This is a genomic window from Companilactobacillus sp. FL22-1 (assembly GCF_043951805.1).
GTDB lineage: Bacteria > Bacillota > Bacilli > Lactobacillales > Lactobacillaceae > Companilactobacillus.
Map to the genome: position 1 here is coordinate 39,685 of NZ_JBINJY010000007.1, position 13,759 is coordinate 53,443.

The following is a 13,759-nucleotide window of genomic DNA, read 5'->3' on the forward strand; positions in this document are numbered from 1 at the left end:
TACTTGTACAAATACTGAGGAGGATTCTTTTATTGCTGGACGAAAAATCAAGAAGAGTCTTTAGTTCCAAAGCTCTAAATTACTTTGATGAATTGACCAAGAATATGAGTTATACCAAGACGGCTCAACTATTAGGCATTACGCAGCCGGCTTTGACGCAACAAATTAAAAAAATCGAACGAGTTGTTGGAGCACCGTTGTTTTACAGCGTCGGTAAGAAAATCTATCTGACAGATCCCGGAACATCGCTGTTGAAAGCAACTCATCAGATGTTTGATTTAATCAATAATGTAACTGACCAGATTCAACAAGCTTCATCTGAAAAAAGCGGTACGATCAGCATTGGCTTACTATCGACGGCTGAATCAGTTGTAATTGAGGACTTTATCGTTGAATACAACAAAATCAATCCCAATGTTGTGATCGACTTGAATCTCTTAACTCGAAAAGAACTCTGGGATAATATTCAAAATAATCGCATCGATCTTGCAATTATGTATTTACCAGATCGTAATATTAAGAGTTGGAAGATTTATAAGTCCAAGAAGATCATCAGCGACAATATCATGTTGATCCACAACAATGAGAAATTTAGCAAACGTAAGTCGATCAGTTACAAAGACGCGATCACCAAACCTTGGGCGACTTATTTACAAAGTTATTATTTCTCTGAACTGTTGCGAGAACGTTTTAGGGATGCATTAGTCGACGCACCACAAGTCGTAGCCCGTTTTTCATCGCCATATCAGTTATTGAAATTTACTCAAGAATCTGAGGACGTCTACACCGTTTTACCATTGAGTTTTTGCATTGCTCACAAAGCAATGTTTAAACTTTACCAAACACCACTTGAACCAGCCATATCAAGTGATTTATCATTTGTATATCGAGAGGATAAAGAAAAGATTCCACGGATTCAGGAATTCTTAGATGAATGGGATAACTTCTTGAACGAAATGAGTTACATTGATCGTCTTAAATCTTCTAGATAAATATTAAAAAGGGGTATAGTACACATGCCAAAGGAAAAAGAATTAGTTTTCGGACACAAAAATCCTGATACAGATGCTGTTTCAGCAGCAATTGCATATTCATATTTACAAAATCAATTGGGATACAATACAGAAGCGGTCGCATTGGGCGAACCAAATCTTGAAACAAAATTTGTTTACAATCACTTTAATGTTAAGTTCCCAAGAATTATTTCTGCTATCAACGGCGAAGTTAAAAAAGTTATGTTAGTAGATCACAACGAAAGACAACAAAGCGTCAGTGATATTGATGATGTTGAAGTAACGCATGTTGTCGATCACCACAGAATTGCTAACTTTGAAACAGCTTTGCCTCTTTATTACCGGGCAGAACCACTTGGTTGTGTAAGTACAATTATTTGGAAGATGTACTTAGAAAATGATGTTGAAATTCCAAGTCAAATCGCCGCAATCATGGCTTCATCAATTATTTCCGATACTTTGCTATTGAAATCACCAACAACTACTGACGAAGATCGTGCTGCTTTGAAGAGTCTTGCTCAAACAGCTGGCATCGACTATGAATCATATGGTCTTGAAATGTTGAAAGCTGGAACAAACTTAGACAGCAAATCAACTCAAGAATTGATCGATATGGATGCTAAGAGCTTTGATATGAACGGCACAAGTGTACGTGTTGCCCAAGTTAACACAGTTGATGTTGATGATACTTTGAAGCGTGAAGCTGAATTCATTAAAGATATTAAGGCTGAAAATGCTGACAAGGGTTATAACTTGTTCGTACTTTTGATCACAAATATTTTGACTAGTGACACTACTGGTTTAATTATCGGTGATGCAGATCCTATCGCTAAATTTGAAACAGCTCTTAATACCAAAGTAAATGATAACAAGGCTGCCTTGCCTGGTGTTGTTTCACGTAAGAAGCAAGTTGTTCCTCCATTGGATGAACAATTCAAATAAAATTTCAAGCTATTATTGAAAATAAACTGATAACTGGATAAGTCGTCAGTTTATTTTTTTTGCTTAAAAGACTATCTCTGCAGTAATTAGAGGTATAAGCTATTTATGCCTTCAAAAATAAATTATGAAAAATGATAATTTTAAATAATGTAAATCTTGAAAACGCATTCTATTTTCTGATATAATACTAGCATTGTTCAAAATCAACATTATTGTGAAATATCAACTTGATTTTAAATGGAGAGTTTTTTATAAGGGAGTTCAAATAAATGAATGCATTAAATTTATTGATTGGTCTTATGCCAATGATTGGTTGGGGATTCTTCCCAATCTTAACTGGTAAATTTGGAGGTAAACCGGTCAATCAGATCCTCGGAACTACATACGGTACCTTGATCTTTGCCATCGTAGTTGCCTTGGTCAAACAAACACCAATGTTGAGCGGCAAGGCTTTGCTGTTTACCTTCTTATCAGGTGTCTTCTGGGCCGCAGGACAAATTTTAGTTTTTTATGCTTTTGCTGAGATGGGTGTTTCCAGAACTATGCCGGTTTCAACTGGTTTTCAATTGATTGGAGCTTCACTATGGAGCGTGATCGTTTTAGGTGAATGGGCAGGCGTACAAGCAAAATTGATTGGCTTTTCAGCTATTATTTTGATCATCGTCGGTGTCTGGTTAACGACTTTTAGCGAAAAGAAATTGCCGAAGTCTGATGGCGGGATGAATGCCGTTAAGGGTGTCTTGTTGGTTGCCTGTGCTGAAATCGGTTATCTAGGTTATTCCGCTTTTCCTCAAGGAGTTAAGGTCAGCGGTTTTTCAGCTTTCTTACCTCAAGCACTGGGCATGGCTGTGGTAGCAACGATCTTTGCTCTAGCAACTAAGAGCAATCGTCAAACTCAACCTTTCAAAACTAAGAGTTCTTATACTAATATTATCAGTGGTTTCTTCTTTGCCTTTGCTGCTTTGACATATTTAATCTCTGCTCGACCAAACGTTAATGGTTTGGCAACAGGTTTTATCTTGTCGCAGATGAATGTGGTCATTGCAACGATTGGTAGTATTTATATCTTGCATGAAGGCAAGACCAAGAAGGAAATGGTTTATATTATTTCTGGTTTAGTCTTGGTCGTAATTGCAGGAGCAGTCACAACTTTACTTTAAAGCAAACAAAAAACACGTTGGAGATCGATTCCAGCGTGCTTTTTTCATATCAGAGAGTTTATAAATTTAATTGGTCTATCTTTATTAACTATACAAATTGGGAGGATACTTATTTATACGTAGTATTAATGAGAAAATTATATTTTTTTGTAATGTATATCTAAGGAGTATATTTGTCAGATAGCTTTTCTCTATCTGACGACTAGAATATACCGCCAATTAGTTCGATAGTTAAATCATTTGCTCAAGTTAACCAGCATAATGACGTAATGTTGGCGGCGTATATGACTTGATAAAAGTTCCGATTTCTGGCAGAGAATCGCTGAATAATAAGGTGTCGCGGGTCCTTTTTTCCATAAAGCCATTAGCTGTCATTGAGTCGAAGAAACTTTCCAATTTGTCATAATAGTGATTAATGTTGTAAAAGATACAAGGGTTTTGACTGTCACCAATCACTGTCCAAGAGAAGGCTTCGGAAATCTCCTCCAAAGTTCCTGGACCTCCGGGAAGGGCAATGTTTGCAATCGAGTCATTCAACATGGCTTGCTTTCTTTGTGACATATCTTCGACGACATCGAGTTTTGACAGAGTATTATGTGATAATTCTCGGCCAGCTAGTTCCTTAGTGATGATTCCATGGACGAAGCCGCCTTTTTCAAGGACACTGTTGGCGATCACACCCATTAATCCATAACGGCCGCCGCCATATGTTAAACCATAGTTGTTTTCCACGATCCAATGACCTAATTTTTCGGCACCTAAGGTAAAAATTTCTTCATTACCAGTGGAGGCACCACAATAAACTGCAATATTTTCCATAATTTCACTTTCTATACTTTAAAATTTGTCTCGCGTTTGAGGCGACGATAATACATCAAAGAAGGGGTATCTAAGGCATCGAGGGCTCTTTGCTGATCAGTTGTCAGACTATTGGTACTCAAGGCTAAGAGGATAAAAGTTGTATATAGTTTCTTGGGCGCCAGATCAAGCTTAGTTATTTCACTATCTCTTTTGAGGTCACGATGAATAGCGGGGACGGTCAAAAGAGGCGAATTAGCTCCTCGGTTGCGACTCAAGAATAGGTTATCATTATTCCAAAATGAACGATAAGGTTCTATAAAGTTTTGATATAAATTTAAAAATTGTTGTTCGGTTTGATTGAAGTCGATCTGTTGAAATTTGCGATAAAAGCCTTCAGCCATCGCTTCTTTGTAATTGAAACCTTTAGCGATGATCAAAATCAGTAGCCGAGTATAAATACTTAGATCAGCTTTAAGGTAATCATCAAGCTTTAAAAAGACTTCTACGGGGAAATCACTTTGTTTAGGGACAGTTACACTATTAATGTTTAAAGTTGGTATTTCCGGTGTTTTTTTAACGCTGAAGAGGTATTTGAAGTAAACGTTCAAATTGCTAAGTACTTTGTTGATCGTACTAGCGGATAATTTCAAGTTATCAAGCATGAAGTCTTTAAAATGACGTACGTCGGCTTCATGAATCTCTTTAATATCCTCGGAGATTTTATAATCGAGATTATGTTGAATCGTATAGTTGAAAAAATCAGTTAACGAGTTGAGATACTCCGTGTGAGCTTTTTCGGAAATATGACGCGTTTTTAAATGGGCTTCAAAGCCAGTTAAGTAGGGAATTTTGACCATAATAAAACCTCCTTCCTTAAATATTATACATTTTTATATCTGAGCGTAAAAAAAGAGAGCTAGATCATCCTAGCTCAAAAGATATTTAATTAACATCGATCGATAAAACAGCGTCCCCGGCCGTAACATTCTTATCAGAAAAATCACCCATTGCTTTAACGGCATCAGAATTAGTGATAATTGCCATGATGGAAGTATCTTTACCAGCTGCTTTGACTTGATCTAAGTCCATCGTAGCTAATTTTTCTCCGGAGGCAACTGTATCGCCTTCTTTGACAAAAACTTCAAAGGGAGCGCCCTTTAGTTCAACCGTATCGATTCCCAAGTGTAACATGACTTCCAGACCATTTTTACTTGTAATCATTAAAGCGTGTTTAGTAGGAAAGACGGTACCAATGACACCACCGATCGGTGCCACGATCTCACTTTCACTAGGAGCAATGGCAAAACCATCACCCATTAATTTTTGGGAAAAGACTGGATCACTAACTTTTTCAAGATGAATCAAATCACCAGTGGCTGGTGCAACGAATTCGTCAACTTTCTTTTTTCTAGAGAATAACCCCATAATTAATCTTCCTCCTTGAAGTTCATAGCAATTAGTTACTGGTATTTGACCGTGGTAAAATTACTAATGCGCTTACATTGTTAATAGTTCAATTATAATTAATTTTTTCGAATTTGCAATAAGTTGATTGAACAGGTGCCGTTAGCAACTAGTTTTTTATTGAATGAAAAGCTCACTTTATCGTTAATGATCAAAAAATTCTCTTCGGTGGCAAGCTAGTTTGATAAAATGTAACGTAAAAGGAGTGGTCACATGTCAGTTAGAGGTAGGATCGTCAATGCTAAGAATGAATTATCAACGGCTGAAAGTAAGATTGCTAATTATATTTTAGAGAATCCGCAAGCAACCATCAAAATGACTGCGGCACAATTAGCAACCGTTGCTGGAACTAGTCCGGCTTCAGTCATTCGCTTGACCAAACGTTTAGAGATCGACAGCTTCACGACGTTAAAGATTCTGTTGTCATCAGACTTAACTAAGGATCAAGCTAATCCCAGTAAAGAAATCGATATTTTAGCGCAGGAGCCTTTTGATTCCATCAAAGAAAAGCTGTTGAACAATGCTTTGCAGTCGATCGCGGAAACGACCGATCAAGTCAATGAAAGTGCGGTTGACAGTTTAGTCAAAGCTATCATTAAAGCCACTAACGTCTTTGTCTTTGGCGTGGGGGCGTCGTATCTAACTGCACAAAATATCGCTCAAAAATGGAATCGCTTAGGTTATGCCACAATGGCTGACAATGATTTGAACATTTTGTTGCCTAAACTGGTAAATGCTAATCATGACGATCTTCTCTGGATCATTTCAAATTCGGGAGAATCACCTGAAGCTCTAGCGGCAGCGAAATTTGCAGAAAGTTCTGGGTTGACCGTGGCGGCAGTTACTCAATTTGGAACGAATGATTTGAGTAAGCTTGCCCAAATTGTTGTCCATACTTCACAGCCTAAAGAGAGTCCCAATCGGATTGCAGCCACTAACTCACTCTTAGCGCAATTTATGCTGGTTGACATGATCTTCTATGACTTTGTCAGTCAAACGTTTACTGACAGCTCGAAGTTTCTGAATAAATCACATGATTTAGTCAAGGAATATAAAGAAAAATTTGGCAAATAAAACCATAACTTTTGAAAGTAGGTGTAAATAATGAAAAAAATCTTTTATCAAGACTATGAAATCCTAGGTCATAAATATTTAATTGCAGCAACCGAAGAAGGTTTAGCTTTTGTTGGATCACAAGATCAGGATGTATCAGAATTAAGCCGTTTTTATCCTGACGCTGAATTAGTTGAAACTAAACTAAATAAGCTTTATTTTGACCAGATCAAAGAATATCTTAGTGGTCAACGTAAACAATTCACTTTACCGCTCGATATTTCTGGAACTGAATTTCAAAAAAATGTCTGGCAGGCTCTGCAAGAGATTCCTTACGGCCAGACGACGACCTATACTCAATTAGCACAAAAGATCGGCCATGATAAAGCAAGTCGAGCCGTCGGTACAGCAGTCGGAAAAAATCCACTCTTGATGGTCATTCCTTGTCATCGAGTAATAACCAAAACCGGTCAATTAGGTGGTTATCGTGGTGGGATGTCAATGAAGAAATCACTCTTAGAGTTAGAAAAATAGCCTGGACTTTCGTAATTTCAATTAGGTGTAAAGGCATCAAGATAATTTTGTTGTAGTAGTTTGTGATATGCTTTAAGAAGATTATTTTCATGTGATGAGGAGACTTAAATTTGAAATTAGAGGCCATCTTAAAAGAAGAATTTGGTTATGACACTTTTAGACCTGGTCAAAAAGAACTGATTGAAATGGTCATGGACGGTAAAAAGGCGATGGGGATCATGCCAACTGGTGGTGGCAAGTCAATTTGCTACCAGTTACCGGCAACTATTTTATCAGGAATAACCTTAGTCGTTTCTCCACTGATTTCTTTAATGAAGGATCAAGTGGACAGTTTAATTGAAGCTGGGATTCCGGCTACGTATTTGAATAGTACAGTTGAGTGGCATGACCGTGAAGAAAGAATGCGCTATATCGAGAGCGGTGCGGTCAAGCTCTTATTTGTGGCGCCAGAGAAGATCGTCGATGATGAGTTCTATAGTTGGCTGTCAGGATTAGATATTTCATTGATTGCAATCGATGAAGCACATGTCTTATCATCTTGGGGTCATGATTTTCGTGGTAGCTATTTGAAAATGATTCAACCACTGAAACAATTACCAGGTTCAATAGCTTGGCTGGCTCTAACGGCTACGGCTACGGAACAAGTGCAAGATGACTTGGCAAGTATTTTGGATGTACCAGCAGAAAATATTGTTAAGACTGGTTTCAATCGAGATAATTTGGCTTTAAAGATTGAACGTGGCGTCGATAAACCGGAATATATTTTAAATTATGTGAAAGCTCATCTTGATGAGTCAGGGATCATCTATGCTGGCCGTCGTGAAGACGTTGACAATATTTACCACTTCTTAAAAGAAAATGATGTCAGCGTTGGTCGGTATCATGCGGGTCTTAGCGATGAAGAACGCCATCTTCAGCAGGAGGATTTCTTATTCGATCGTATCAATGTAATTGTCGCGACCAATGCCTTTGGTATGGGGATCAATAAGACTAACGTTCGTTACGTGCTTCATTTTACTATTCCTGGAACAATTGAAAGCTATTATCAAGAAGTTGGCCGTGCAGGGCGTGATGGCTTACCAGCTGAAGCAATTTTGCTTTATACGCCAGCTGACTTGCGGTTGCACCAATTCTTCATTGATAAATCAATGGGGGATGACCAATATAAATTAAGCTTGAAGAATAAACTTTTCGAAATGAGTCGTTATGCTGAAACTGAAACTTGTTTAATGAAATTCATTTTGAATTATTTTGGTGAGAGCGATACTACTGTTTGTGGCCGCTGTTCTAATTGTTTAGATGATCGAGATTTGGATGATGTGACGGCAGATGCACAAAAGATTCTCAGTTGCGTCGTGAGAATGGGTCAAAGATATGGCAAAAAGGTAACTACCAGAGTGTTAGTCGGTAAAGATGATGTTGCAAACGATTGGCGTCACTTTGAAAGACTATCAACTTTTGGCATTTTTAAAGACCGTACTTTAAAAGAGACGAGTCGCCTCATTGAATTCTTGTCCGCTAATGGCTTCTTGCAGAGTAGTGGCGGCGAGTATCCGACTTTGATGCTGTCTAAAAAAGGCGCAGCGGTTCTAAAAGGGGAATTGAATGTCGCTAAGAAGCATGATGTCAATCAAGTCACCCCAAGTAAGACCTTATTGGCCGATGGTAGTTTTGATGTCGCTTTATTTGAAAAGCTACGGAGTTTGCGGTTGGAATTTGCACGTAAACAAGCTTTACCACCGTTTATGATCTTTTCGGATCGTTCCTTGAAAGATATGTGCGTTCGTTTACCAACTAATAGCCAAGAATTCTTGGCTGTGAGTGGAGTAGGTAAGGTAAAACTAGAACAATACGGTGAAAGTTTCATTCAAGAAATCAAGACTTATCAAGCTGAACAGGTCAGTTAAATAATCAATTCAATAATTGATTATTTTTTTTGCCTTTTTAGCCAAAAAAAGGGAGTAGGAGAGCAATAATTAAAAACACTGTTATATCAAGGATTCAATTAGATGTAATAGGTTATTAGTCTAAATAAATGTCAAATAATGACTAATTAATGGGGTGGGAAAGTGCTGAGAAGCGTATTCTATGAATGTCCAATGATGAACTCATGGTTAGAAATCGTGAAATGAGCAATTTAAGGCATATATTTGATGCAAAAAATAACTTAAAACAAATATTTTAAATAAATGTTTTACGAAAACATAATAATAGAAAACAAAAACATTAATTAACGGTCAGGAGCAGAAAGTGTAAAATGAATTTGAAGCAAGAGGGACTAAGCAGGGAGGCAGCAAAATGAAGAAGGTAGCCCTAATATCAGATATCCACAGCAATTATACGGCCTTTCGTAGTGTAATTGCTGACGCAAAAAAGCAAAAAGTTTCGGAATACTGGTTTCTTGGCGACCTTTTAATGCCAGGACCTGGAGCAAATTCAATCTTAAAATTGCTCAATTCAATTAATACTACTCTGATGATTCGTGGTAATTGGGACGATTTCCTATTTGAGGATATTGTAGCCATCGGGAAAAAATACCTGGACCAGCCACAAACGCCCTACATTGTTGAATTAGTCAAATACGTTAAGGATCACCTTGAATCACGCTATCTTCAGCAAATCAAGGCTTGGCCAATTGCCTTAGAAACGTCGGTAAATGGCTTAAAAATAGCTTTATCACACAATTATCCAGCCCAAAACTATGGTCATCAGCTTTTACCATATGAAAAACAGACGAATTTTGACCAATTATTGTTCAGCAAACCTTATGATATGGCTATTTATGGTCATACACATCATCAATTATTAAGAACTAGCAGTCACGATCAACTAATCATTAATCCTGGATCAATTGGTCAACCATATACAGCTTGGTCAAAATTCAGTGCTGACAGACGCGCTCAGTATGCAATTTTAACTTTTAATGCCGACAGTTATGCTGGAATCGACTTCAGAAAAGTTGATTACTCGATCAAAGATGAATTAGAGTTCGCAGCAGAGAATCAATTGCCATTTATTGAACTGTATCGCAAAATATTTACTGACGGCAAAGCTTTCACGCATAATGATCAGGCGTTGAATGAGATCATTGAGAAATATGATTATCGAACTGATACATTAAATTATTTAAATAAACTAGCCCTATTTGGTAAAAATATCTAACTTCCTATAATATGTATTATGTAACCTCAAATAAACAAATAGCTCTCTTCAGCCAAATTACTTCTCTATTTTTATGAAGTTCTTAATTTAAAATAAAAGCAATTCCTTTTGAATCTTTCTGTTGTCTGTTATTAGAGATTCATAATCGAATTGTTTTTTTATTTGCTTAACTTGATTCAATTCCATTAAGTAATCTAGCTCAAGCATTTTTGCAGAAGTTGTCTAAAGAAATAACATTTCAACGTCGGCCGACAGTTTTTCTTCAGCTAACGGATTTATTTAAAGTCAGTTCTTTTGGCATCAGAACTTTTAATGCAAATATTTAATTTTGGCATGTCGATGTCATACGTTTGAATTGTACTTACAGGTTCAAATATATAATATGAAAAACTTTATACTGAAACCAATACTTTTAATATCCTTATAGAATAAATAGGAATATTCAAACTTGCTCCTATCAAGCCAATTTTATTAAAAATCGTTGAAATTAACTTATTGCCTAACAACTTAGCTGGTATAGTTCCTAAAATTTGTCCTATTGAATCACAATAGCAAAGTAGAAACTTTATTAGGAAGGTTTTAACCTATCACTTTATCCTTGATATTGATAGGACAAAATCGTTTTAAAAGGTGCTGTATCAAGTACAATAAAGTGATGAACTGTACGTAATATAGTACAATATCACTGATGAATGGAAGTGTTACTTATGGCAACTACTGCTACTAATATTTCGGAAGCCAGAAAAAACCTAAAAAAAATTACCGATGATGTGGTTGATTACGATGATCACGTTATTATTACAAAACCAAAGAATCGTAATGTTGTGATCATGTCTGAGAAAGAATATGAATCTTGGAAGGAAACGATGTATTTATTTGGTACGGCAGAGAATCGTCGAAACTTGGATGAGTCTTTAAGTCAATTGAAAAATGGTGATATAAAGACGTTATCAAAAGCTGAATGGGATAAACTATCTCATGAAAATTAATCGAGTTTCCTTTACGATCAGTGCCCTTTTTGACTATCAATACTGGCAAAAGCAGGATCGAAAGACTCTGAAATCACTGAATAAAATAATCGATGAAATCGTTCGACATCCCTTTGAAGGAATCGGAGCCTGAACCCTTGAAATATAACCTCGATAACTGTTAGTTTCGAAGAATTAATAAAACAGATCGTATTGTTTATACCGTAACAAAGGATTCAATCATTATTATTCAATGTCGTTATCATTACTAATCTAAATAACTAGTAAAAAAGGCACCTCAATCAGATCTTTATTTTCTGATTGAGATGCTTTTTCATTAAATTTCATCTTCAACTGTTTCTTCGTTTTTAACACTAGCTTTTTGCATTGTACCTAATACTCCACGAGCAATTGGTCCAACTATCAATAACTGTAGTGGCAAGGCAACGATTAGATCCAAGATAATAGCAACTATCAAGCCAAGTGGATAACCACTTAGAATCGCCATTGGCAGCTCATTACTGAGTCCTTGAGCCATGGCAACATTATATCCCGTCATTACTAGTACCATCAATCCAGCCATGATGGCAGTGAAAACAATTTCTTCTTTTAAATTACGTGGCATTTAATACCCTCCTATATTTAACAACAGGATTTTAATATATCACGTTAGAAAAATCTTCATAAGTTAAAATTTGATTACAAATTAAAAATCACAGATTTTAAATTATATATTTGGAAGTATCTCAGTTCCCTATTTTCTTCATCAGATCAGTATTATTATCATATAATTTATTGGCGGACTCTATAACGTTTGGGCGAACTGTATCAATTTTTCTAAACGTTACCTTGGATTCTTCAGGAAAAATGATATTTTTAAATGAGGATTCCACTTTTTTGACGCTTCTGTTCGGCCATACGAGACATAGTTGTCAAACAAACTAATAATGCAATCGCAAAGAAAATGAGTGGAAAAGTATTCGATAGCATATCAATTTGCTTGGCATTTGCGCCGTATGTATAATAATCGTCATTATGGTTGAATCAAAAAGAACGTGAGAGTCCAGATGAGATTATAGATATTATCATGAAATCAAGATATCTCAGTCCTTATGATATTTTGGGATTAAATAGCGGAGAAATTGATCATTGAGTCAGTATAAATTTCAGGCAGCGGCCCTGGTTTTAGTTTCATCTATGCTGGGATGCAATGAGTTCATTATTGTAAAAATGTTCTTGAGATAACTTGACGAATTACTTAATTTATTTAAAAGTTAACTTATTAAACACTAAAGGATTGATAATATTGTTCAACGTAATTATTTCAGATTCAATAAAGAATTCATTCCCAAAACAGAACCGTATCGAAGATATTAATATCATCGAAACTAAAGTAATTACTAATTTAAATAATAACTTTTACAGAATCAAACCAATTCGAACAGATAAGGACCACCAAACTTTTGAAATGAGGGTTCATCTTGATTCAAAAAATTATCGAATAGCTTTTTGTTTAAAAGATCACCTTGCCTCTGTCTTTTATTTGAGTACTAGTCTGCAAAAAAGAAGTTTTGACAAGGAGGTTCAAAAAAAATTACGAAAAGGATAAAAATCACTCAACTAAAAAGTATTATTAAAACTCAGTTTAAAAATAATGATGATTTGACTTTAAAAATATTAACTTACAAAAAAGATCGTAGTTTGACTTTAATTTGTCATGATAATCAATATTTGATAAAAGAAAGAGGTTTTTATCAAAAAGATTTCCCCTTAAATTCAAAGAAAACTTTGCTTAAGCAAGCAATGAAACTTGCAAAAATCGAATTTTATCACAGTAAAACACTTTATTTAGAGTAACCGGAAAGAAATAGCATCTTTACTGATCAAACTTGGAGTCTTATCTGAATCAATATAGCGGAAGAACATCTTCAGTGTCAGCTAAGGCAATACAATTCTGGTATGTGGGTAAAATTCAAACAAGAAAATATAGTATGATGTATAAGCTTTATTGAGTGTTAAAATACTCATAAAGTAGTATGATATGAGTAGTAAATGAGCAAAAGCTTAAATTTGAAGGGAGTATGTATTATGGATAAACCACGTAAAAATATTCGTAAAGCCCGTATTCAAGTTCAGGTTGATCCGGAACTAAAATCCAAAGCTGAAGATGTTCTATCAAGTTTAGGAATGAACTCTACTACGGCTATTACAATGTTATTTAAAAGAATTGTTGCTACGGATTCCTACCCTGTAAATCTTAAATTGACTGAGCGCGAAGTTGCAACGAAAAATCTGCTAGAAGCAACTAAGGATTTACCGGTCAAAGATATTTCTCGTACAGAACTAGAAAAAATGTATGAGGATGATGACGATGACGGGTATTAATGAGATTGTCACGCTTTATGTAGCTTATACTGATGGTAATATGGTGGCAAAAAACGTCCGGTTCTTGTCTTACAAGATGTTGATGAAAGATTAACTTTCTATAAAATAACTAGTAAATTCAATAAAAAATCGAATTCAATAAAAAAACAATATTATCAGATTATTCAATGGAAAGAATCGGGTTTAAGAAAACAATCTTATATTGATACTGGCCAGATTTTAAGAATCGAAAAGAATAGTATCGGTCCGATAACTGAAATAGGAGAATTAACTAATA

15 protein-coding genes are annotated in these 13,759 nt (G+C 35.8%); 11 read left to right on the forward strand and 4 right to left on the reverse strand.

What is annotated here, in order from left to right:
- Positions 1–35 precede the first annotated feature (35 nt).
- The 3 genes from ACG72T_RS07025 (at position 36) to rbsU (ending at position 3,115) form a co-directional block, all read left to right on the forward strand.
- Positions 36–992, forward strand: coding sequence for a LysR family transcriptional regulator (locus tag ACG72T_RS07025; RefSeq protein WP_395265613.1), 957 nt, complete (start codon positions 36–38; stop codon positions 990–992).
- Between the two features lie 24 nt (positions 993–1,016).
- Positions 1,017–1,955, forward strand: a complete 939-nt coding sequence (locus ACG72T_RS07030) for a manganese-dependent inorganic pyrophosphatase (RefSeq protein ID WP_395265474.1) — start codon at positions 1,017–1,019, stop codon at positions 1,953–1,955.
- Between the two features lie 269 nt (positions 1,956–2,224).
- On the forward strand, positions 2,225–3,115 hold the full coding sequence (gene rbsU, locus ACG72T_RS07035; protein WP_395265475.1) for a ribose/proton symporter RbsU: 891 nt from the start codon (positions 2,225–2,227) through the stop codon (positions 3,113–3,115).
- A 249-nt stretch (positions 3,116–3,364) separates the two neighbouring features.
- On the opposite strand, the gene ACG72T_RS07040 is transcribed toward rbsU, so the two are convergent.
- The 3 genes from ACG72T_RS07040 to ACG72T_RS07050 form a co-directional block, all read right to left on the reverse strand.
- The gene (locus ACG72T_RS07040; protein WP_395265476.1) at positions 3,365–3,934 is read right to left on the reverse strand and encodes a TIGR00730 family Rossman fold protein; all 570 of its coding nucleotides are present in this window, start codon (positions 3,932–3,934) and stop codon (positions 3,365–3,367) included.
- Between the two features lie 11 nt (positions 3,935–3,945).
- Entirely contained in the window at positions 3,946–4,773 is an 828-nt protein-coding gene (locus ACG72T_RS07045; protein ID WP_395265477.1) for a phage integrase N-terminal SAM-like domain-containing protein, read from the reverse strand.
- A gap of 85 nt (positions 4,774–4,858) precedes the next feature.
- Positions 4,859–5,344: a PTS glucose transporter subunit IIA gene (locus tag ACG72T_RS07050; protein WP_395265614.1), complete on the reverse strand. Its 486-nt coding sequence runs from the start codon at positions 5,342–5,344 to the stop codon at positions 4,859–4,861.
- A gap of 249 nt (positions 5,345–5,593) precedes the next feature.
- Between ACG72T_RS07050 and ACG72T_RS07055 the strand changes: the two genes are divergently transcribed.
- The 7 genes from ACG72T_RS07055 to ACG72T_RS07085 all read left to right on the forward strand — a co-directional run bounded on the left by ACG72T_RS07055 (position 5,594) and on the right by ACG72T_RS07085 (position 11,369).
- Complete coding sequence (locus ACG72T_RS07055) at positions 5,594–6,454, forward strand: MurR/RpiR family transcriptional regulator (protein ID WP_395265478.1); 861 nt, start codon at positions 5,594–5,596, stop codon at positions 6,452–6,454.
- Between the two features lie 27 nt (positions 6,455–6,481).
- Positions 6,482–6,967, forward strand: a complete 486-nt coding sequence (locus tag ACG72T_RS07060) for a methylated-DNA--[protein]-cysteine S-methyltransferase (protein WP_395265615.1) — start codon at positions 6,482–6,484, stop codon at positions 6,965–6,967.
- A 110-nt stretch (positions 6,968–7,077) separates the two neighbouring features.
- The gene (gene recQ, locus ACG72T_RS07065; protein WP_395265479.1) at positions 7,078–8,874 is read left to right on the forward strand and encodes a DNA helicase RecQ; all 1,797 of its coding nucleotides are present in this window, start codon (positions 7,078–7,080) and stop codon (positions 8,872–8,874) included.
- 391 nt (positions 8,875–9,265) lie between these two features.
- The gene (locus ACG72T_RS07070) at positions 9,266–10,129 is read left to right on the forward strand and encodes a metallophosphoesterase family protein (protein ID WP_395265480.1); all 864 of its coding nucleotides are present in this window, start codon (positions 9,266–9,268) and stop codon (positions 10,127–10,129) included.
- Between the two features lie 707 nt (positions 10,130–10,836).
- Positions 10,837–11,118 (forward strand): type II toxin-antitoxin system Phd/YefM family antitoxin, encoded by a 282-nt coding sequence (locus ACG72T_RS07075; RefSeq protein ID WP_395265482.1) that lies wholly within the window; start codon positions 10,837–10,839, stop codon positions 11,116–11,118.
- Positions 11,108–11,251 carry a type II toxin-antitoxin system YoeB family toxin gene (locus ACG72T_RS07080; protein WP_395265483.1) on the forward strand — a complete coding sequence of 48 codons (144 nt, stop codon included), beginning with the start codon at positions 11,108–11,110 and terminating at the stop codon, positions 11,249–11,251. Before ACG72T_RS07075 ends, ACG72T_RS07080 begins: the two co-directional genes overlap by 11 nt.
- 58 nt (positions 11,252–11,309) lie before the next feature.
- The gene (locus ACG72T_RS07085) at positions 11,310–11,369 is read left to right on the forward strand and encodes a hypothetical protein (RefSeq protein ID WP_395265616.1); all 60 of its coding nucleotides are present in this window, start codon (positions 11,310–11,312) and stop codon (positions 11,367–11,369) included.
- Positions 11,370–11,434: 65 nt separating this feature from the next.
- Here the strand turns inward: ACG72T_RS07085 and ACG72T_RS07090 are convergent, their stop codons facing one another.
- Positions 11,435–11,722, reverse strand: a complete 288-nt coding sequence (locus ACG72T_RS07090; RefSeq protein WP_395265484.1) for a DUF2798 domain-containing protein — start codon at positions 11,720–11,722, stop codon at positions 11,435–11,437.
- A 1,463-nt stretch (positions 11,723–13,185) separates the two neighbouring features.
- On the opposite strand from ACG72T_RS07090, the gene ACG72T_RS07095 reads away from it, so the two are divergent.
- Positions 13,186–13,482 carry a type II toxin-antitoxin system RelB/DinJ family antitoxin gene (locus ACG72T_RS07095; RefSeq protein WP_395265485.1) on the forward strand — a complete coding sequence of 99 codons (297 nt, stop codon included), beginning with the start codon at positions 13,186–13,188 and terminating at the stop codon, positions 13,480–13,482.
- Positions 13,483–13,759 lie beyond the last annotated feature (277 nt).

Coding starts and splice junctions, on each gene's coding strand:
- ACG72T_RS07030 (WP_395265474.1), top strand. CDS start 1,017: ATGCCAAAGGAAAAAGAATTAGTTTTCGGACACAAAAATCCTGATACA.
- ACG72T_RS07095 (WP_395265485.1), top strand. CDS start 13,186: ATGGATAAACCACGTAAAAATATTCGTAAAGCCCGTATTCAAGTTCAG.
- rbsU (WP_395265475.1), top strand. CDS start 2,225: ATGAATGCATTAAATTTATTGATTGGTCTTATGCCAATGATTGGTTGG.
- ACG72T_RS07090 (WP_395265484.1), bottom strand. CDS start 11,722: ATGCCACGTAATTTAAAAGAAGAAATTGTTTTCACTGCCATCATGGCT.
- ACG72T_RS07055 (WP_395265478.1), top strand. CDS start 5,594: ATGTCAGTTAGAGGTAGGATCGTCAATGCTAAGAATGAATTATCAACG.
- ACG72T_RS07070 (WP_395265480.1), top strand. CDS start 9,266: ATGAAGAAGGTAGCCCTAATATCAGATATCCACAGCAATTATACGGCC.
- ACG72T_RS07080 (WP_395265483.1), top strand. CDS start 11,108: ATGAAAATTAATCGAGTTTCCTTTACGATCAGTGCCCTTTTTGACTAT.
- ACG72T_RS07040 (WP_395265476.1), bottom strand. CDS start 3,934: ATGGAAAATATTGCAGTTTATTGTGGTGCCTCCACTGGTAATGAAGAA.
- ACG72T_RS07075 (WP_395265482.1), top strand. CDS start 10,837: ATGGCAACTACTGCTACTAATATTTCGGAAGCCAGAAAAAACCTAAAA.
- ACG72T_RS07045 (WP_395265477.1), bottom strand. CDS start 4,773: ATGGTCAAAATTCCCTACTTAACTGGCTTTGAAGCCCATTTAAAAACG.